Here is a 17,339-nt window from a genome sequence, read left to right on the forward strand (position 1 = left end):
CGGTGGTGACGGCCGTCCAGGGGGAGCCCCGCGATGGCCGGCGCCTGCGCCATGCCGGGGCGTTCGCGCAGGCCATGGGCCTGGGTGAAGGCCGGCGTACGAGTCCGCCGATGCCTAGCGCACCTGATATCCGGCGGCGCGGAAGTGGAAGGAGGCCCACGAGCGGAACGGCCGCCACGAGTCGGCGATCTTCCGGTAGGCGGCGGGCGGGGCGTCCTCCGGCAACCCGTAGGCCTCGCGCAGGATCGCGAACAGCCGGGGCTCGTCCCCGGGGAAGGCGTCGGGCGCGCCCGCGCCGCGGATCAGGATGAGCCCGGCGGTGAACGGCCCCACCCCGGGCAGCGCGCGCAGTTCGGCCAGGGCATCGGACGGGGGCAGGCCGCGCAGGTGCTCGGTGGTGAGCACGCCGTCCAGCGCCGCCCTGGCCAGGTCGCGGATCCACTCCTCCTTGCGCGCGGGCAGGCCGAGCCCGTCCGCCTCCACCAGGGAGATCGGGGGCGGGAAGGCCACGCTGGGGTGGCCGTCGACCTCGACGGCCGCGCCGTACCGCTCGGCGATGCGCTGCTTGATGCGGGCGGCGATGTGCATCGAGGAGCGCTGCACGATCACCGCCCAGCACGCGGCCTCCCACGGGCTCCAGAAGCACACCGGCCGCAGTCCCGGGCGCAGCCGCAGCACGTCGCCGAGCACCGGGTCGGCGGCGGCCAGCGCGGCGAAGCCGGTGCCGTCGACGTCGAGGGACAGGATGCGGGCGATCTCGGCGCGGACGGACGGCCCGGCCGGGCGGCTGGTCTCCACATGCACGCCGCCGGGCGCCGCGCTCACGCGCACGCCGATGGGCCGCCAGTCGGTCTCCGCGCAGTAGGCGAAGCGCAGCGCCAGGCCGTCGGTGGGCGGGAGCGTGCTGGTGGCGGGCCAGTCCTCGACGAAGCGGAGCGTCTCGGCGAAGTCGAAGGGGCCCTCGGCGGTGAGGGTGAAGCCGTGCGTGCTCATACGGACATGGTAGTAAGCTCCCTGAATTGGGATTTCACGAGCGGGAAGAGGAATTGTTGATGGACGGTGACCGGGAATTCGTGCAAAAGGAGCTGCAGCGGCTCCGTGACAGTATCGACAATCTGGACGCCGCCCTGGTGCACCTGCTCGCGGAGCGGTTCAAATGCACGCAGGAAGTCGGGAAACTGAAGGCGGAATACAGCCTGCCGCCCGCCGATCCGGAGCGCGAGCGGCGGCAGATTACGCGCCTGCGCAACCTTGCGGAGCAATCGAAACTCGACCCGGTATTCGCGGAGCACTTTCTCAATTTCATCATCGCCGAAGTCGTGCGCCATCACGAGCTGATCGCCAACAGCCGGGCCCGTCAGTCCTAGCCCGGCACCTTCTGGGCGGCGATCCAGTCGTCGATGGTCTCCCACTGGTCGTAGAGCCAGCGGATGCGGTCCTCACGCTCACGCGGGATCTGCGCGGCCGGAACCCGCCACCACTGGGCGGTGATCCTCGCCTCCAGCGGCAGGCGGCGCCAGACGTCGCCGACGGTGACGAGGTCGTCGAGGCCGGTGTGGGCGACGAAGACGACGTCGGCCGACGGGCACGCCTCGATCGCGGCGATGGCCCCGCCGGGGCGCGGCGGCAGCAGGTGGTCGAGGTTACGCGCCCGCTCGGCCTCGGCCGCCAGGCCCTTCTCCTCCAGGCGGCGGATGGCCAGGCGCCGCCGGCGCGGGGTGAAGTTGCCGCCTTCCGGGAAGATGACGAGGGCGTCGTGGTCCTCCATCGTCGCGGACAGGCGGGTGATCTCCTCCAGGATGCCGCTCTCGGTCACCCGGCGCGGGACGAAGGCGTTGGGCAGGCGGTTGACCAAAACGTCCAGCGAGGGGTCGTACTGCAGGGCCGCCTTCATGACGATGCGCGGTTTGCGCCGGTACAGGGCCAGCAGGTGGTAGACGAGCAGGAAGCTGTCGCCGGGGCCCGCGTGGCGGGCGAGCACGATGACCGGGCGGGTCAGCCTGGCGGCCTGTTCCTGCTCGGTCAGCGGGGGTTCGGCGATGGTGACGGTCAGGCGGAAGACGCGTTCGGCGGTGCCGTACACGCGGGAGAGGAACCATTTGATCAGCGAGTAGTGGCGCGTCTGGAACTCGTCCCTGCGCAGCCGCCCGCCGAAGCCGGCGGCCACCCACAGCGCGAAGCAGGCCAGCAGCGCGCCGCATTCCAGCACCAGCCACGCCGCCCCGAACCAGATGATCCGCACCCCGCGCCGCTGCGGCGGCGGCAGGCGCAGCGAGGCCACCGTGACCACGAGCAGCCAGAACGGCAGCGTGACGACCACCACCACGGTCAGCACGATGACCAGGGGAGCGAGGATGAGACGCCGCAGGATGCGTGGGGGCACCCCTTTATCCTCCCCTTGAAGCCAAATATCGGGAAGAAGCCTCATAAGCTCGTTCGACATAAGCCGAAATAAGCGAAACGTCCCGATAGCGCAGCGGCGAAACCGGCTCCGGCGCCCCCGCCGGCATCACGTGCACCTCCACACCGGGCGGCAGGTTCGCCATCTCCTCCGCGAACCGGTGCCGGCGCGCGATCTCGAAAGCCACCATCCCCACCTCCCACGGCCGCGTCGGCGCGCTGAGCGGGCGCTCGATCCGCCCGACGTGCAGCACGAAAACCCGCCGGGCCCCCAGATGTACGGCCCGCCCGACCGGAATGCTGTGCACCAGCCCCCCGTCGAAGAAGTGCTCGCCCCCCACGTCCACCGGCGGCAGCAGCCCGGGCACCGCGCACGAGGCGAGCACCGCGTCCACCAGCGGCCCGCCGGTGAACCAGTGCGCCGCCGCCCGCTCCACCGAGGCCGCCACACACTGGAACGGCACCGCGAGGTCCTCGATCCGCTCCACCCCGAGCGTGCCCGCGAGCATGCGCCGCAGCGGGCCGGCCGGATGCAGGTGGGTGCCGGTTTTGGCCAGGGTGGACAGCCGGGAGACCCATGAGCCGGCGAAAGCCGTACGGACCACGTCGGAGGACCACATCGTGGTCAGCCGTTTGACCGCACGGTCGGGGTCGGCGGCCAAGACCGCGCCGTTGAGCGCGCCGATCGAGGTGCCGAGCACCACGTCGGGCCGCACGCCCGCCTCGTCGAGCGCCCTGAGCATGCCCACCTCGTGAGCGCCGAGCAGCCCACCGCCGCCGAGCACGAATGCCGTCTCCACGAACGCCACATTATTGCCGGAAGGCGGAAACCAAGCAGTCGCCCCGGCTGCCGGAGTCGGGCGATGACGCCGGGCCACGCGGCGGAGGAACATCCCGGGCATGACAGCAGTGGTCGAGGCCGAAGGGCTGACGAAGTACTACCGAGGGCGCAGGGGGCTGGAGGACCTGACGCTGGAGATCCGCCCCGGCGAGGTCTTCGGCTACCTGGGGCCCAACGGAGCAGGGAAGACGACGACGATCCGCCTGCTCCTCGACGTGATCCGGCCGACCAGGGGCACGGTCAGGATCCTCGGGCACGGCTCCCGCGAGCCCGCCGTCCGCGCGAGGGTCGGCTACCTGCCCGGCGAACTGGTCCTGGAGGGCCGCGAGAAGGCCCGCGACTACCTGCGCTTCCTCGGCCGCGTCCGCGGCGGCGTGCCGCCCGCGCGGATCGCCGAGCTGGCCGAACGGCTCGACGCGGACCTGTCGGTGCCGATGCGCAAGCTCTCCAAGGGCAACAAGCAGAAGGTCGGGCTGATCCAGGCGTTCATGCACGAGCCGGAGTTCCTGATCCTGGACGAGCCGACGAGCGGGCTCGACCCGCTGCTGCAGCGGGAGTTCCTGTCGATGGTGCGCGAGGTTCGTCTGTCGGGCCGGACCGTGCTCATGTCCTCGCACGTGCTGGCCGAGGTGGAGCAGGTCTCCGACCGGGTCGGCATCGTGCGCGAGGGCCGCCTGGTCGCGGTGGAGGACGTGGCAGCGCTGCGGGAGAAGGCGGTGCGCCGCGTGGAGCTGCACTTCGACGCGCCCGTGCCGCCCGAGGCGTTCGAGGGGCTGCCGGGGGTGCGCGAGCTGACCGTCCGCGGCGCGGCGCTGGCCTGCACCATCGACGGCCGCCCGGACGCGCTGATCAAGGCGGCCGCGCGCTTCACCGTCGTGCACCTCGTCAGCTCGGAGCCCGACCTCGAAGAGATCTTCCTGACCTACTACAGCGAGGCATCATGATCGCCAGGGCGTTGCGCGAGTACCGCAGGTCACTGCTCGGCTGGTCGGTCGGCATCAGCCTGTTCCTGACCATGTACGTCAGTATCTACGCCAGCCTGCGCGAGGACCCCGACACCCTGAGCAGACAGGCGCTGGCCAAGTCGCCCGGCGCGCTGCGCGACATCATGGGCGGCATGGAGGACATCGCCAGCGCCTCCGGCTACCTGCAGACCGTCGTCTACCAGTTGCTGGTCCCGATCATGTTCATCGTGTGCGCGATGATCCTCGGCAACCGGGCCGTCGCCCAGCCCGAGGAGTCCGGCACGCTGGAGCTGACGATCACGCTGCCCGTCGACCGCAGGCGGCTGCTGCTGGAGCGCTACGCCGCGATGGTCGCCGCGCTGCTCGTGATCGCCGTGATCACCTTCGCGGTCCTCGTGGCGGTCGCCCAGTCGATCGACCTCGGCGTCGGCGTGGACCGCATCCTGGCCGCCCACACCGGCGTCCTCCTGCTGGCGGTGTTCTTCGGCACGGTCACGGTGACCGTCGGCGCGGTGACCGGCCGCAAGGCCCCGGCCATGGCCGCGGTCGGCGTCTGGGCGGTGGCCGGCTACATGGTCGTGACCGTCGGCAGGAACGTCGAGGCGATCTCCTGGCTCAAGTGGGTCTCGCCGTTCCACTACTACGCCGAGGGCCGGCCGGTCTACCAGGGGCTGCCGGTGTGGGACTACGTTGTGCTGGCGGGGGCGGCGGTCGTGCTGGCGCTCACCGCGGTCCTCGCCTTCGACCGGCGCGACGTGGGGGTCTGACGGGCAGATGGACGAGCCGCTGCGGCGCCTCGTGGCCGAGCACGCCGCCACGGGGCGGCTGCCGGGCCGCGCGGCGGTGGAGGAGTGCCGCGCGATCGGCGAGAGCGCCGCCGTGCGCGGCGTCCCGCTGCGTGTGCTGGTCGACGACGCCCTCGCCGCGGCCGACGGTACGGCGGTGCCCGCCCTGCGCCGCCTGGTGGGAGCCCTGATCGACGGCTACGAGGCGGCCCAGCACGCGGCGCTGCGCAGCGAGGAACTGGCCCGCAGGGAGTTCGTGGACGACCTGCTCCAAGGCCGCGCCGAGCGCCTGGCCGAGCGAGCCGAGCACTTCGGGCTGCGCCTGGCCGAGTCGTACGTGGTGTCGGTGGCCGGCGGCATGAAGGACGGCGACCAGGACCGCATCGAGCGCGACCTGGTCGCCAGGTTCGGCTCGCACAACATCCTGGTGGCCACCCGCGAGTCGCTGCTCGTCTGCGTGGCGCCGGCGACGCTGCCCGCGGCGGTGGGGGAGTTCACCCATCACGTGCGGGCCAGGTTCGCGCCCGGCTGGCGGGTGGCGGTCGGGCGCGCGCACCGCGGTCCCGGCGGCGTCGTCACCTCCTTCAGGGAGGCCGAGCGGGCGCTGGAGCTGGCCGCCAGGCTCGGCCTGTCCGCCCCGGTGGTCAAGGCCGCCGACCTGCTGGTCTTCCCGGTGCTCCTGCGCGACCGCGCCGCGATCGAGGACCTGGTCGACAGCGTGCTGCGACCCCTTCTGGGCGCGCGCGGCGGGCACGAGCCGCTGCTGGAGACGCTGGCCGCCGTCTTCGCCGCGCACGGCAACCAGGCCGCGGCCGCGCGCCGGCTCGGCGTCAGCACCAGGACCGTCACCTACCGCCTGGAGCGCATCCGCCGCCTGACGGGCTTCTCGCCGGACGAGCCGACGCAGCGCTTCACGCTGGAGACGGCGGTGCTGGGGGCGCGCCTGCTGGGCTGGCCGCCGCAGTGATCAGCCGCGGCCCCGACCCGTCCGCGCCGACCAGGTGGCAGGCCACCGTCCCGCCCTCGACCCGCCGCAACACCGGCTCCTCGGTACGGCAGCGCGCCTCGGCCACCGGGCACCGGGTGTGGAAGCGGCACCCGGGCGGCGGATCGGCGGGCGAGGGCAGCTCGCCGGAGAGCACGATCCGGGTCCTGGCACGCTGCGCGTCGGGATCGGGCCAGGGCGAGGCCGATAGCAGCGCCTGGGTGTAGGGGTGGCGCGGCGCGGCGAGCACCCGGCCGGTCTCGACGATCCGCCCCAGGTACATGACGGCCACGGTGTCGGCCAGGTAGTCCACGGCCGACAGGTCGTGGGTGATGAACAGGCAGCCGAAGCCCAGGTCGCGCTGCAGGTCGGCGAGCAGGTTGAGCACCGCGGCCTGCACCGAGACGTCCAGCGCGCTGGTGGGCTCGTCGGCGATGAGCAGATCCGGCCCCGAGACCAGGGCGCGGGCGATGCCGACGCGCTGGCGCTGGCCGCCGGACAGCTCGTGCGGGAAGCGGGCGGCGATGCGGGCGGGCAGGCCGACCTTCTCCAGCATCTCGTGGACCCGTGCGGCCCGCTGCCGTCCCGGCACCCGCTCGCTGCCGACGCGCAGGGGTTCCGCGACGATGTCGCCGACCCGGAACCTGGGGTCGAGCGAGCCCGCAGGGTCCTGGAAGATGATCGACACCCTGTGGCGGTGGGGGCGCAGGCGCCGCCGGTTGAGGGTGGTGACGTCCACGCCGCCGAGCAGGATCCGGCCGGAGCCGGGCTGCAGGAGGCGTACGACGCAGCGGCCCACGGTGGACTTGCCCGAGCCGCTCTCGCCGACGAGCGCGACCACCTGCCCGCGTTCGACGCGCAGGCTCACCCCATCGACCGCGCGAACCCGGCCGAAGTGCAGCACCAGATCCTCTACTTCACACAACGCACTCATATTTCGGCCCTTATGCAGGCAACTTCATGGCGGCTGCCGTGGCTGGTGTGGCTGGTGTGGCTGGTGTGACTGCCATGACTGGCGTGACTGTCATCACTGCTGTGACTGGTGTCGCTGCCTTCGCTCCGGAGTGGCGGGCGGCCCGCCAGGCAGCCGGGGACGGCCAGCGGGCACCGGTTGGCGAACGTGCACACATCGGGGGAGTCGGCCAGCACCGGCACCATGCCGGGGATCTCGGTCAGCCGCCGGCCCGCGCCCGCGGGCACCGCGCCCATGAGGCCCCTGGTGTAGGGGTGCAGGGGGCGGGTGAAGATGGCGCGGGCGGTGCCCGACTCGGCGACGCGGCCGGCGTACATGACCACGACGCGGTCGGCGGAGTCGGCCACCACACCCAGGTCGTGGGTGATGAGCAGGACCGCGGTGCCGAGCCTGGAGCGCAGGTCGCGCAGCAGGTCGAGGATGGCCGCCTGGATGGTGACGTCGAGGGCGGTGGTCGGCTCGTCGGCCACGATCAGCCGGGGCCCGCAGGCCACGGCCATGGCGATCATCACGCGCTGGCGCAGGCCGCCGGACAGTTGGTGGGGGTAGTGGCCCAGGCGTTCGCGCGGGCGCGGGACGCCGACCAGGTCGAGGAGCTCGGCCGCCCGGTCCAGGGCCGCCTTCCTGGTGCAGGGGGCGTGGGCGCGGACCGCCTCGGCGACCTGCCTGCCGACGGTGAAGACCGGGTTGAGCGAGGTGGCGGGCTCCTGGAAGACGTAGGCGATGTCCCTGCCGCGCAGCGAGCGCAGCAGGCGGGCGGGGGCGCCGACCAGTTCCGTGCCCTCGAAGCGCACCGAGCCCGTCACGCTCGCGCTCGGCGGCAGCAGGCCGGTCAGCGCCATCGCGGTGACGCTCTTGCCGCAGCCGGACTCGCCGACCACCGCGAGCACCTCGCCGGGCCGTACCTCGAAGGAGACGCCGTCCACGGCCCGGACCCGGCCCTCCTCGGTGCGGAAGCCCACCGACAGGTCGGCGACCTCGATCATCGGCGGCTCTCCTTCGGGTCGAGGGCGTCGCGCAGCCCGTCGCCGACCAGGTTGAACGCGAAGGCGATCAGCAGGATCGTGACGCCGGGCACGACGGCGGTCCAGGGCGCGGTCGAGCTGTAGGACTGGGCGTCGGAGAGCATGGTGCCGAGGCTCGGCACCGGCGGCTGCACGCCCAGGCCGAGGAAGGAGAGCACCGACTCGCCGATGATCGCGATCGGGACGGCCACGGTGGCCTGGACGATGACCGCGGAGACGGCGTTCGGGAAGACGTGCCGGGTGACGATCCAGCCGTCGCGGGCGCCGGCCGCCACGGCGGCGTCCACGTAGTCCAGCGCCTTGATCCGCAGGGTCTCCGAGCGGGTGACCCTGATCATGCCGGGGATCTGGGTGATGCCGATGGCCAGGGCCGCGTTGGTGAGCGACGGGCCGCGGATCGCGGCGAAGCCGACGGCCAGGATGAGGAAGGGGAAGGCCAGGACCAGGTCGGTCAGGCGGGAGACCAGGCCATCGAAGGTCCTGAAATATCCGGCTACGAGGCCGAGGGGGACGCCGATGCCCACGGCCAGCAGCACGGACAGCACGCCCACCTGGAGGGAGGCGCGCAAGCCGTACATGATGCGGGAGAGGATGTCGCGGCCCAGGTCGTCGGTGCCGAGGGCGTGGCCGGGCGAGCCGGGCGGGCGGAACAGCCCGCCGAAGTCGGCGCGGTCGAAGGCGTGCGGCGCGAGCCACGGCGCCAGCAGCGCGGCCCCGACGCCGATCACCAGGACCAGCAGCCCGCCGACGGTCAGCGGGTTGCGCAGCAGCCTGCGCACGGCCCTCATGCGACCCTGATCCGCGGGTCGATGACCGAGTAGAGCAGGTCCACGAGAAGGTTGATGACGATGTACGCCGTCGCGGTCACCAGCACCACGCCCTGGATGATCGGGTAGTCGCGCTGGAAGACCGCGTCCACCGTCAGCTTGCCGAAGCCCGGGATCGCGAAGATCCGCTCGGTGACCACCGCGCCCGAGATCAGCACGCCCAGTTGCAGCCCGGCGATCGTGACCACCACGATCAGGCTGTTGCGCAGCGCGTGCACGCCGATCACCTGGCGCTCGGCCAGGCCCTTCGCCCGCGCGGTGCGCACGTAGTCGGCCGACAGCGCCTCCAGCATCGACGCCCTGGTCTGCCGCATGATCACCGCGGCCAGGCCGGTGCCGAGCACCACCGCGGGCATGACCATGCGGTGCAGGTTGCCCAGCGGGTCGGTGAGGAACGGGACGTAGCCGGAGGCGGGGAACAGGCCCAGCGCCACCGACAGCCACAGGATGCCCATCAGGCCCAGCCAGAAGTTCGGGATCGACAGGCCGAGCAGGGCGAAGCCGTTGGCGATCCACTCGGCGGGGCGGCCGCGCCGTACCGCGGCGACGACGCCCGCGAGCACGCCGATGAGGACCGCGATCGCGAGCGAGAGCAGGGCCAGCTCCACCGTGACCGGCAGCGCCTGGGCCAGCATGTCGCGCACCGGCAGGCCGGTGCGCAGGCTCGTGCCCAGGTCGCCGGTGAGGCTGGTGGTGACGTAGCGGGTGTACTGGACGAGCAGCGGCTGGTCCAGGCCGTACTGCTCGCGGATGGCGGCGAGCAGTTCGGGCGTGGCGTCCTCGCCGGCCAGCGCGCGTGCCGGGTCGCCGGGCAGCGCCCGCACGCCCGCGAACACCACCACAGTCGCCAGCAGGAACGTCACCGCCGACTCGGCCAGCCGCCGGAGCAGGTAGCGCCGCATGTCAGGACACGAAGCCGGCGAAGGCCACGCGGACCAGCCCGTCCGCGAACCCCTGCACGCCGGAAAGGCGGGCGCTGACGCCGGTGATGTTGCGCTGCCGGTAGAGGTAGATGAGCGGGTTGTCGCGCTGGAGCAGCTCGATCACCTGCGCGTAGGTGCGGGCGCGCTCGGCCGGTTGGAGCTGTTCGCGCGCCTTGTCCAGCAGCGCGTCGACCTGCTCGTCGCTGTAGCCGGAGACGTTCTGCGCCGCCTGGGTGCGCACGAACGGCGTGATGTTGGCGTCCGCGTCCACCCGACCCGACCAGCCGATCTGCAGCGTCTCGTAGTCGCCGGCGTCCTGAAGGTCGAGCAGCGAGGCGAACTCGGCCGCCTGGATCTCCATCTCGAACCCGCCCTCCTTCACCATGGCCTGGAGCGTCTGGGCCAGGCGCAGGTTCAGCGGCGTGTTCGTCACGGAAATCTTGATCTTGTACGGCACCGCCGCCCCCGCCTCCTGGAGCAGTTGCCGCGCCTTGGCCGGATCGTGCGCCCGGCACCGCTGGGCCCGCTCGCTCGTGTAGGGGGAGTTGGGCGAGACGGGCGAGCACGCCGTCCGGTAGAGCCCGCGGAAGACCGTCCTGACCAGGGCGTCACGGTCGATGGCGTGCTCCAGCGCGATCCTGATCCTGGGGTCCTTGGCGATCGGGGTGGCGAGCGCCTTGGGCGGCTTGCCCACCCCGTCGGCGTTGCCGACGTTGACGGTGAGCGACTGGTAGCCGAGCGAGTCCGACTGCAGGACCCGCAGGTTCGGGTCGGCGCTGAGCTGCGGCACGTCCTCGGGCGAGATCGTGTCGGCCACCTGGGCGTCGCCCGAGCGCAGGTTGGCCGCCCTGATGCTGCCGTCGGTGATGATCCGGTAGACGAGCTTGTCCAGCCGCACCTTGGCCGCGTCGTAGTAGTTGGGGTCCTTGACCAGCTCGATGCTGCTCTGCGGGACCCGCGAGGCGAACTTGAACGGCCCGACGCAGACGGGGCCGGCGGCGAAGTTGCCCTGGAGCGCCTTGGGCGACATCACCATGCCGGCCCGGTCGGCCAGGGCCGCGGTGAGCGGGGCGGTGGGCCGTTCGAGCGTGATGGTGACGGTCCGCGGGTCGGTGGCGCGCACGGCCGTGATCGGCCCGAGCTCGCTGCGGCGCGAGGAGGTCTCCAGCGTGAGGTGCCGGTCGAGGCTGCGCCTGACCGCCTCGGCGTCCAGCGGGGTGCCGTCGGCGAACTTCACGCCGGCGCGCAGCGGGATCGTGTAGGTCCGGCCGTCGGGGCTGATGCTCGGCAGGGCGGCGGCCAGTTGGGGGACGATCCGCACGTTCTCGTCGACGTCGTAGAGCTTCTCGCACATCGCGTGGAAGATCTGCCGGCTGACGAGCGAGCGGCTGAGCGTGGGGTCCAGGTGGTCGGGGTCGGCGTTGAGCGCGAACGTGAGCGTGCCGCCCGCGCGCACGGGACCGGTGGCGCCGGTCGGGCTCTGTGGCTGGGCGGGCTGGATCGAGGAACAGGCGGCGACGGTCAGCATGGCCGCCACGATGGGGATCACGGGTCTCATGGGGGCCTCCCGTGACCACGAGTTGATCACTCTGACATCTGCCTGTCAAGACGGACTAATCATGCTAAAGGACGCGTTATCGTGACTGAGACATGAGTGTCTCGTGACGAGACAGAGGGAGTTGCGCGTGGACTGGGATCACAGCTTCGACGTCGTCGTGGTCGGCTCGGGCGCCGCGGGGCTCACCGCGGCGCTGACCGCGCGGCTGCGCGGGCTCACCGCGGTCGTCATCGAGAAGACCGGCAAGTACGGCGGATCGAGCGCGCTGTCCGGCGGCGCCATCTGGGTGCCCGGCAACCTCTACCTCGACGGCCTGGAGGACAGCAGGGAGGAGGCCGCGGCCTACCTCAAGGCGACCGTCGGCGACCGGGTCTCCCCGCAACGCCTGGCCGCCTACCTGGACAAGGGGCCGGAGATGGTGCGCTTCCTGCACGAGCGCACCCGCCACGTCCGCTTCGAGCACGCCCGAGGCTACTCCGACTACTTCCCCGAACTGGCCGGCGGCAAGGCGATGGGCCGCTCGGTGGAGCCGCCCGTGTTCGACCTGCGCCGGCTCGGCGCGCTGCGCCGGATCATGCGGCGCTCGGAGCTGCCCACCTACGGGATGGTCATGAAGGCCGCGGAGTTCCACGAGGTCAACATGATGACGCGGACCACGCGCGGCAAGCTGATGGCGGCCAGGATCGGGCTGCGCGCGCTCGGGTCGCTGCTCACCGGCGCCCGCCACGCCGCGCTGGGCGAGGCGCTGGTCGGCCGGCTGAGCCTGTCGCTGGCCGAGGCGGGCGGCAAGATCTGGGTGAACACGCCGTTCGAGGAGTTCGTCGTCTCCGGCGAACGCGTCACCGGCGTACGCGCCGGCGGCAGGACGATCGAGGCGCGGGGTGGGGTGGTCCTGGCGGCGGGTGGGTTCTCGCACAGCCAGGAGCTGCGGGAGAAGTACCTGCCGCTGCCCACCGACGCCCGCTGGACCTCGGCCGCCCCGGCCCAGACCGGCGATACGATCGCCGCCTCCCTCGCGCTCGGCGCCGAACTCGACCTCATGGACCGGGTCTGGGGCATGCCGGCCGCGGTGCCGCCGGGCGAGCCGCCGACGTTCCTGGTCACCGACCGCGGCGTGCCCGGGATGATCATCGTGGACGGGCGGGGTGAGCGCTTCGTCAACGAGGCGGCGCCGTACCACCTGTTCGTCGACACGATGTACGCGCGCGACGCCGTGCGCTCCTGGATGGTCATCGACCAGCGCACCAAGAACCGGCACATCATGCTGGGCCACTTCCCCGGGCAGCCGTTCAGGGCCGCGTGGCTCAGGAGCGGCTTCATCAAGAAGGCCGCGACCGTCGAGGAACTCGGCGCCCGCATGGGACTCGACCCGCTCAAACTGCGCGCCACGGTCGACCGCTTCAACGGCTTCGCCCGCGCCGGATCCGACGCCGACTTCCACCGCGGCGACAGCGCCTACGACCACTACTACGGCGACCCGACCCTGCCCAACCCGAACCTGCTGCCGATCGAGAAGGGGCCCTACTACGCGATCCCGCTGGTCCCCGGCGACATCGGCACCAAGGGCGGCGTGCTCACCGACGTGGACGCCCGCGTGCTGCGCGGTGACGGCTCGGCGATCACCGGCCTGTACGCGGCGGGCAACGTCTCGGCCGCCGTCATGGGCGAGACCTACCCGGGTCCCGGTGCGACGCTGGGCCCGGCGATGACCTCCGGCTACGCCGCCGCCCAGCACATCGCCGCGTCGCTAAGCTGATCCTCATGGACATAGCCGGATCAATCGCCTCGTTCGCCGCCGTCGTCGCTCTGCTGACGCTGACGCCCGGCCTGGACACGGCGCTGATCCTGCGGACCTCGTTGCTGTCGGGCCGGCGTCCGGCGTGGGGCGTGGTCCTCGGCGTCCAGGCCGGCATCCTGGTCTGGGGCCTGACCGCGGCCGTGGGCCTGTCCGCCCTGCTGGCCGCCTCCCACCTGGCCTACGAGATCCTGCGCTGGGCCGGGGTCGGCTACCTCGTCTACATGGGCGCCCGCATGCTCTGGGACGCCCGCCACCCCGCCCCACAGGAGAGCGCCGGCCTCGTCCCCGACCAGACCTTCGCCCAGGCCTTCCGCCGGGGCCTGCTCACCAACCTTCTCAACCCCAAGGTCGGCGCCTTCTACGTGGCGATGCTGCCCCAGTTCATCCCGGACGACGTGCCGCCCGCGCTGATGGGGCTGGCGCTGGCGGGCGTGCACGCGGGCGAGGGGCTGCTGTGGAGCGCCCTGCTGATCGCCTTCGCCACGTTCATGGGCGGCGTCCTGCGCACCCCCAGGGTCCGCCGCCTGCTCGACCGCCTCACGGGCGTGGTGATCATCGGCTTCGGCGTACGGCTGGCCGTACAGGACTGACCGTCCACAGCGCGGAACTGGCATTAAAAGCACCCGAAATTCCCGGCGCCGCACAAAGGTAAACATCAGGGGAAAGTGCTGCGATACTCCCGTCTATGATCGATTGTCTGCTCAACCGGGCCACGTCGATCCTGAAACGGGGCTCTCTGCGAAATTCGTCGCTGTGATCGGGGATTTCAGGTTCTGGTTAGGCGCTGCCGCGACCGCGCGCCGAAAGCGGAAGGTCACCCGCGCCGCGCGGTCGGGGTTTTTCGTCGTGCGTTCGTGGCCGGTCGGTCGTGGCGGGTGAGGTGCGGGGCCGGCTGCGGCGGGTGGTGGGGTGGCTGGAGCGGCATCCACTGGCCGCGGACGCCTCGCTGGCCGGGATCGCGTGCGCCTATCTGCTGATCGAGGTGCCCTACACCGACGCCACGCTGGCGCGTCCCGGGGACATTCCGCTGACGTTCTGGGGGGATCTGGCGGCCTTCGCGTGCCTCGCGCTGCGGCGGCGGTGGCCGCTCGGGGTGCTGGCGGCGGTCTGGACGCTGTGGCTGGTCGTGGGCCGGCTGGACGTCTGGGCCGAGGTCAACGCCTCCTGGGCCGAACTCGGCGCCTCCACCGCGCTCCAGGTCGCCTTCTACACGGTGGGCAGGTGGCGGGCCTCGCCGTACGTGGGGCTGCTGCTCTTGGGGGTGCTGGTGCCGGCGGGGGTGATGTCGGCGCTGGTGTGCGCGCTGCCGTGGGGGGCCGGGGTGGTGCGGCGGCGGTGGGTGGCCGTGGCGGCCGGGGCGGAGGAGGTGCGGGCGCGGGCCATGGTGGCCGAGGAACGGGTGCGGATCGCCCGCGAGCTGCACGACATCGTGGCGCACAACGTCAGCGCCATGGTGATCCAGTCGCACGTCGCGGTGGCGGCGGTGGCGGAGGAGGACCGCGGGCAGGCGGGGGCCGCGATCGAGTCGATCAGGCAGTCGGGACAGGCGGCGCTGACCGAGCTTCGGCTGCTGCTGGGCGGGCTGCGCGAGGAGCCGGGGGAGCGCCAGCCCGGCATCGAGGCGATCGACGCGCTGGTGGAGCGGCATCCGCTGGAGGTGCGGCTGCGGGTCGAGGGACGGGTCAGGGCGGTGCCAGCCGGGCTCGGGCTGGCGGCCTACCGGATCGTCCAGGAGGCGCTGACCAACGCGCTCAAGCACGCGGGCAAGGACGCCGCGGCCGACGTGGTGCTCCGCTACGGCGAGCGCGCCCTCGACATCACGGTCACCGACGACGGCGCGGGCCGCCCGCCGGCCCCGCCGCGCAGGTCCGGGCACGGCCTGGTCAACATCGCCGAGCGCGCCGCGCTGTTCGGCGGCGTGTCGCGGGCCGCGCCGTCGCCGCAGGGCGGGTTCAGGGTCGAGGCGACGCTTCCGTGGGTGTGAGCAGCGCGCCCTGGAGGTAGAGCCTGACGATGGTGTCGGTGGCGTCCTCCACGCCCAGCTCCGACAGCGGCGCCAGGGTCAGCGCGCCCAGGATGAGCGCGCCGTGGGCGGCGGCCAGGTGCTCGGCGGGCACGTCGGCGCGCAGCAGGCCCTCGCGCTGGCCGCGCTCGGCCAGGACGCGCAGCCGCTCGCCGACCTCTTCCTCCTCCGGCCACAGTTGCGGCCGGTGGGTGCTGACCACCCAGAACTCCCGCCCGGCGGTGAGCAGGGCCCTGGTCAGGCGGGTCAGGGCGGTCTGCGCCTCGACGCCGTCGATGCCGGCCGCGTCGATCACCCGGATCGACTCCTCCGCGGCGAAGCGGCCGAGCTCCACCAGCAGCTCGTCGCGGGTGGCGAAGTGGCGGTAGAGGGTGGCCCGGCCGACGCCGGCCGCGGCGGCGATGTCGGCCATGCCGGCTCGCTCGTGGGTGCGCAGGGCCGTGGCGGCGGCGCGGAGGATCGCGTCCCGGGTTCTCGCCATGGAGTCGGAGGTGGTCATCAGCACATATCCTAGACGAGACATATCTGTCTCGTGGTGAGACGTGGAGGAATCATGGAGCGTTTCGCGGGCAAGAACGTGCTGCTGACCGGCGCGGCCACCGGCATCGGGCGGGCGACGGCCCTGCGGCTGGCCGGTGAGGGGGCACGGGTCCTCGCCGTCGACCTCAACCCGGAGATCCCCGAGCACGCCGCCATCACCCCGCACGTGGCCGACGTCGCCGACGAGGCGCAGGTCAAGGCGGCCGTGGCCCGGGCGGTCGAGGAACTCGGCGGGCTCGACGCGCTGATCAACGTGGCGGGCGTCCACAAGACGACGCCGCTGGCCACGCTGACGCTCGACGACTTCCGCAGGCTGCTTGAGATCAACCTGCTCGGCACGTTCCTGTTCTGCCGCGAGGCCATGCCGTACCTGGTGGAGCGCAAGGGGGTCGTGGTCAACACCGCCTCGACCTCGGCCACGCACGCACACCCCTTCATGACCGGGTACGCGGCCTCGAAGGGCGGCGTCCTCGCCTTCTCGCTGAGCCTGGCGGCGGAGGTGGCGCCGCAGGGCGTACGGGTCGTTGCGGTGTCGCCGGGCGGGGTGGTGACGCCGCTGATGACCTCGGTGAGCTTCCCCGAAGGCGTGGACGCCTCCTTCTACGGGCGGATCATGCCCCAGGTCGGCTTCGGCGAGCCGGAGGCGATCGCGGGCACGATCGCCTACGCGGCCTCGGCCGACGGCGCTTACCTCACGGGCGTGGAGCTGCGCGTGGACGGCGGCTCACACGTCTAGACGTCCCCCGCTCAGGGGATCAGCAGCAGCTTCCCCGTCGTACGGCGGGCCGCCAGATCCTCGTGCGCCCTGGCCGCCTCGGCCAGCGGGTAGCGGTGGGAGACGTCGATGCGGAGCTGACCGGCGGCGATCCACTCGAAGACCTCGCGGGCCCGCCACAGCAGCTCCTCCCGCTCGGCCACGTGGTGGACGAGCGTGGGCCGGGTCAGGAACAGCGAGCCCGACCGGTTGAGCACCTGCGGGTCCATGGGCGGCACGGGGCCGCTGGCCGCGCCGTACAGGGCCATGAGGCCGCGCGGGCGCAGGGCGGCCAGGCCGCCGTCGAAGGTGGTGGCGCCGACGCCGTCGTAGACCACGTCGACGCTGTCCTTGAGCGCCTGCGCGAAGTCGTCGTAGGCGTGGACCTCGTCGGCGCCGGCCGCGCGGGCCAGCTTGGCCTTCTCGTCGGTGGAGACGGTGGTGTGGACGGTGGCGCCGTAGAGCTTGGCGAGCTGGATGAGCAACTGGCCCATGCCGCCGGCTCCCGCGTGGATGAGGACCCGGTCGCCCTCCTTGACCTGGTGCGTGGAGCGTACGAGGAAGTGGGCGGTCATGCCCTGGAGCAGCGCGGCGGCGGCCAGGTCGGCGGGGACGCCGGCGGGCACGGGCACGAGCCGGTCGGCGGGCACGACGGCCTTCTCGGCGTAGCTGCCCAGCAGGTTCACCCAGCCGACGGTGTCGCCGACGGCGAAGTCGGTGACGCCGGGGCCGACCGCGGAGACGGTGCCCGCGCCCTCGGAGCCGATGGGGCTCGGGAGCTTGACCGGGTAGATGCCGGAGCGCTGGTAGATGTCGATGAAGTTGACGCCGCTCGCGGCGACGTCGACGACGACCTCTCCCTGACCCGCGACCGGGTCGGGGTGCTCGGCGTACTCGAGGACCTCTGGGCCGCCCTGGGCGGCGATCACGACTGCGCGCATA

At 72.4% G+C, this 17,339-nt stretch carries 18 protein-coding genes; 8 read left to right on the top strand and 10 right to left on the bottom strand.

The features are described 5' to 3' along the window. Positions 1-114: 114 nt before the first annotated feature. Positions 115-993 carry a DNA-3-methyladenine glycosylase family protein gene (locus tag ACIBEJ_RS35355; RefSeq protein ID WP_397187251.1) on the bottom strand — a complete coding sequence of 293 codons (879 nt, stop codon included), beginning with the start codon at positions 991-993 and terminating at the stop codon, positions 115-117. 26 nt (positions 994-1,019) lie between these two features. Here ACIBEJ_RS35355 and ACIBEJ_RS35360 point away from each other — a divergent pair, with 26 nt between their 5' ends. Further along, the gene (locus ACIBEJ_RS35360; protein WP_397187252.1) at positions 1,020-1,367 is read left to right on the top strand and encodes a chorismate mutase; all 348 of its coding nucleotides are present in this window, start codon (positions 1,020-1,022) and stop codon (positions 1,365-1,367) included. On the opposite strand, the gene ACIBEJ_RS35365 is transcribed toward ACIBEJ_RS35360, so the two are convergent. Together ACIBEJ_RS35365 and ACIBEJ_RS35370 are read right to left on the bottom strand one after the other, a co-directional pair. Next, a complete protein-coding gene (locus ACIBEJ_RS35365; protein ID WP_397187253.1) occupies positions 1,364-2,383 on the bottom strand; it encodes a 1-acyl-sn-glycerol-3-phosphate acyltransferase in 1,020 nt (339 codons plus the stop codon). The genes ACIBEJ_RS35360 and ACIBEJ_RS35365 overlap by 4 nt on opposite strands. A 4-nt stretch (positions 2,384-2,387) precedes the next feature. Then, on the bottom strand, positions 2,388-3,200 hold the full coding sequence (locus ACIBEJ_RS35370; RefSeq protein WP_397187254.1) for a patatin-like phospholipase family protein: 813 nt from the start codon (positions 3,198-3,200) through the stop codon (positions 2,388-2,390). Positions 3,201-3,300: 100 nt separating this feature from the next. Here ACIBEJ_RS35370 and ACIBEJ_RS35375 point away from each other — a divergent pair, with 100 nt between their 5' ends. The 3 genes from ACIBEJ_RS35375 to ACIBEJ_RS35385 are packed head-to-tail and all read left to right on the top strand — an operon-like array spanning position 3,301 to position 5,958. Then, positions 3,301-4,185, top strand: a complete 885-nt coding sequence (locus tag ACIBEJ_RS35375) for an ABC transporter ATP-binding protein (RefSeq protein ID WP_397187255.1) — start codon at positions 3,301-3,303, stop codon at positions 4,183-4,185. Next, positions 4,182-4,973 (top strand): ABC transporter permease subunit, encoded by a 792-nt coding sequence (locus tag ACIBEJ_RS35380; protein WP_397187256.1) that lies wholly within the window; start codon positions 4,182-4,184, stop codon positions 4,971-4,973. Before ACIBEJ_RS35375 ends, ACIBEJ_RS35380 begins: the two co-directional genes overlap by 4 nt. Before the next feature lie 7 nt (positions 4,974-4,980). Beyond that, a complete protein-coding gene (locus tag ACIBEJ_RS35385; protein WP_397187257.1) occupies positions 4,981-5,958 on the top strand; it encodes a PucR family transcriptional regulator in 978 nt (325 codons plus the stop codon). Here the strand turns inward: ACIBEJ_RS35385 and ACIBEJ_RS35390 are convergent. The 5 genes from ACIBEJ_RS35390 to ACIBEJ_RS35410 are packed head-to-tail and all read right to left on the bottom strand — an operon-like array spanning position 5,903 to position 11,282. After that, positions 5,903-6,910 carry an ABC transporter ATP-binding protein gene (locus tag ACIBEJ_RS35390; protein ID WP_397187258.1) on the bottom strand — a complete coding sequence of 336 codons (1,008 nt, stop codon included), beginning with the start codon at positions 6,908-6,910 and terminating at the stop codon, positions 5,903-5,905. The genes ACIBEJ_RS35385 and ACIBEJ_RS35390 overlap by 56 nt on opposite strands. Next, on the bottom strand, positions 6,907-7,935 hold the full coding sequence (locus ACIBEJ_RS35395) for an ABC transporter ATP-binding protein (RefSeq protein WP_397187259.1): 1,029 nt from the start codon (positions 7,933-7,935) through the stop codon (positions 6,907-6,909). The genes ACIBEJ_RS35390 and ACIBEJ_RS35395 overlap by 4 nt, the downstream gene beginning before the upstream one ends. Next, positions 7,932-8,753: an ABC transporter permease gene (locus ACIBEJ_RS35400; protein ID WP_397187260.1), complete on the bottom strand. Its 822-nt coding sequence runs from the start codon at positions 8,751-8,753 to the stop codon at positions 7,932-7,934. Before ACIBEJ_RS35400 ends, ACIBEJ_RS35395 begins: the two co-directional genes overlap by 4 nt. Before the next feature lie 5 nt (positions 8,754-8,758). Continuing rightward, a complete protein-coding gene (locus ACIBEJ_RS35405; RefSeq protein ID WP_397187261.1) occupies positions 8,759-9,703 on the bottom strand; it encodes an ABC transporter permease in 945 nt (314 codons plus the stop codon). 1 nt (position 9,704) lies between these two features. Next, complete coding sequence (locus tag ACIBEJ_RS35410) at positions 9,705-11,282, bottom strand: ABC transporter substrate-binding protein (RefSeq protein WP_397187262.1); 1,578 nt, start codon at positions 11,280-11,282, stop codon at positions 9,705-9,707. A 127-nt stretch (positions 11,283-11,409) separates the two neighbouring features. Here ACIBEJ_RS35410 and ACIBEJ_RS35415 point away from each other — a divergent pair, with 127 nt between their 5' ends. The 3 genes from ACIBEJ_RS35415 to ACIBEJ_RS35425 all read left to right on the top strand — a co-directional run bounded on the left by ACIBEJ_RS35415 (position 11,410) and on the right by ACIBEJ_RS35425 (position 15,064). Continuing rightward, positions 11,410-13,038: an FAD-dependent oxidoreductase gene (locus tag ACIBEJ_RS35415; protein WP_397187263.1), complete on the top strand. Its 1,629-nt coding sequence runs from the start codon at positions 11,410-11,412 to the stop codon at positions 13,036-13,038. A gap of 5 nt (positions 13,039-13,043) precedes the next feature. Further along, the gene (locus ACIBEJ_RS35420) at positions 13,044-13,670 is read left to right on the top strand and encodes a LysE family translocator (RefSeq protein WP_397187264.1); all 627 of its coding nucleotides are present in this window, start codon (positions 13,044-13,046) and stop codon (positions 13,668-13,670) included. Positions 13,671-13,960: 290 nt separating this feature from the next. Continuing rightward, on the top strand, positions 13,961-15,064 hold the full coding sequence (locus ACIBEJ_RS35425) for a sensor histidine kinase (protein WP_397187265.1): 1,104 nt from the start codon (positions 13,961-13,963) through the stop codon (positions 15,062-15,064). On the opposite strand, the gene ACIBEJ_RS35430 is transcribed toward ACIBEJ_RS35425, so the two are convergent. Next, entirely contained in the window at positions 15,033-15,602 is a 570-nt protein-coding gene (locus ACIBEJ_RS35430; RefSeq protein ID WP_397187266.1) for a TetR/AcrR family transcriptional regulator, read from the bottom strand. The genes ACIBEJ_RS35425 and ACIBEJ_RS35430 overlap by 32 nt on opposite strands. 54 nt (positions 15,603-15,656) lie before the next feature. On the opposite strand from ACIBEJ_RS35430, the gene ACIBEJ_RS35435 reads away from it, so the two are divergent. Continuing rightward, positions 15,657-16,379, top strand: coding sequence for an SDR family NAD(P)-dependent oxidoreductase (locus tag ACIBEJ_RS35435; protein WP_397187267.1), 723 nt, complete (start codon positions 15,657-15,659; stop codon positions 16,377-16,379). A gap of 11 nt (positions 16,380-16,390) precedes the next feature. Here the strand turns inward: ACIBEJ_RS35435 and ACIBEJ_RS35440 are convergent, their stop codons facing one another. After that, the gene (locus ACIBEJ_RS35440; protein ID WP_397187268.1) at positions 16,391-17,338 is read right to left on the bottom strand and encodes a quinone oxidoreductase family protein; all 948 of its coding nucleotides are present in this window, start codon (positions 17,336-17,338) and stop codon (positions 16,391-16,393) included. Position 17,339 lies beyond the last annotated feature (1 nt).

The organism is Nonomuraea sp. NPDC050790, assembly GCF_044456745.1.
In the GTDB taxonomy this organism is placed as follows: Bacteria; Actinomycetota; Actinomycetes; order Streptosporangiales; family Streptosporangiaceae; genus Nonomuraea.

Bases quoted from the DNA above. Each gene is read 5' to 3' on its own strand.
- ACIBEJ_RS35385 (WP_397187257.1), top strand. From the start codon at position 4,981: ATGGACGAGCCGCTGCGGCGCCTCGTGGCCGAGCACGCCGCCACGGGG.
- ACIBEJ_RS35380 (WP_397187256.1), top strand. From the start codon at position 4,182: ATGATCGCCAGGGCGTTGCGCGAGTACCGCAGGTCACTGCTCGGCTGG.
- ACIBEJ_RS35405 (WP_397187261.1), bottom strand. From the start codon at position 9,703: ATGCGGCGCTACCTGCTCCGGCGGCTGGCCGAGTCGGCGGTGACGTTC.
- ACIBEJ_RS35395 (WP_397187259.1), bottom strand. From the start codon at position 7,935: ATGATCGAGGTCGCCGACCTGTCGGTGGGCTTCCGCACCGAGGAGGGC.
- ACIBEJ_RS35390 (WP_397187258.1), bottom strand. From the start codon at position 6,910: ATGAGTGCGTTGTGTGAAGTAGAGGATCTGGTGCTGCACTTCGGCCGG.
- ACIBEJ_RS35375 (WP_397187255.1), top strand. From the start codon at position 3,301: ATGACAGCAGTGGTCGAGGCCGAAGGGCTGACGAAGTACTACCGAGGG.
- ACIBEJ_RS35410 (WP_397187262.1), bottom strand. From the start codon at position 11,282: ATGAGACCCGTGATCCCCATCGTGGCGGCCATGCTGACCGTCGCCGCC.
- ACIBEJ_RS35430 (WP_397187266.1), bottom strand. From the start codon at position 15,602: ATGACCACCTCCGACTCCATGGCGAGAACCCGGGACGCGATCCTCCGC.
- ACIBEJ_RS35440 (WP_397187268.1), bottom strand. From the start codon at position 17,338: ATGCGCGCAGTCGTGATCGCCGCCCAGGGCGGCCCAGAGGTCCTCGAG.
- ACIBEJ_RS35355 (WP_397187251.1), bottom strand. From the start codon at position 993: ATGAGCACGCACGGCTTCACCCTCACCGCCGAGGGCCCCTTCGACTTC.
- ACIBEJ_RS35420 (WP_397187264.1), top strand. From the start codon at position 13,044: ATGGACATAGCCGGATCAATCGCCTCGTTCGCCGCCGTCGTCGCTCTG.
- ACIBEJ_RS35435 (WP_397187267.1), top strand. From the start codon at position 15,657: ATGGAGCGTTTCGCGGGCAAGAACGTGCTGCTGACCGGCGCGGCCACC.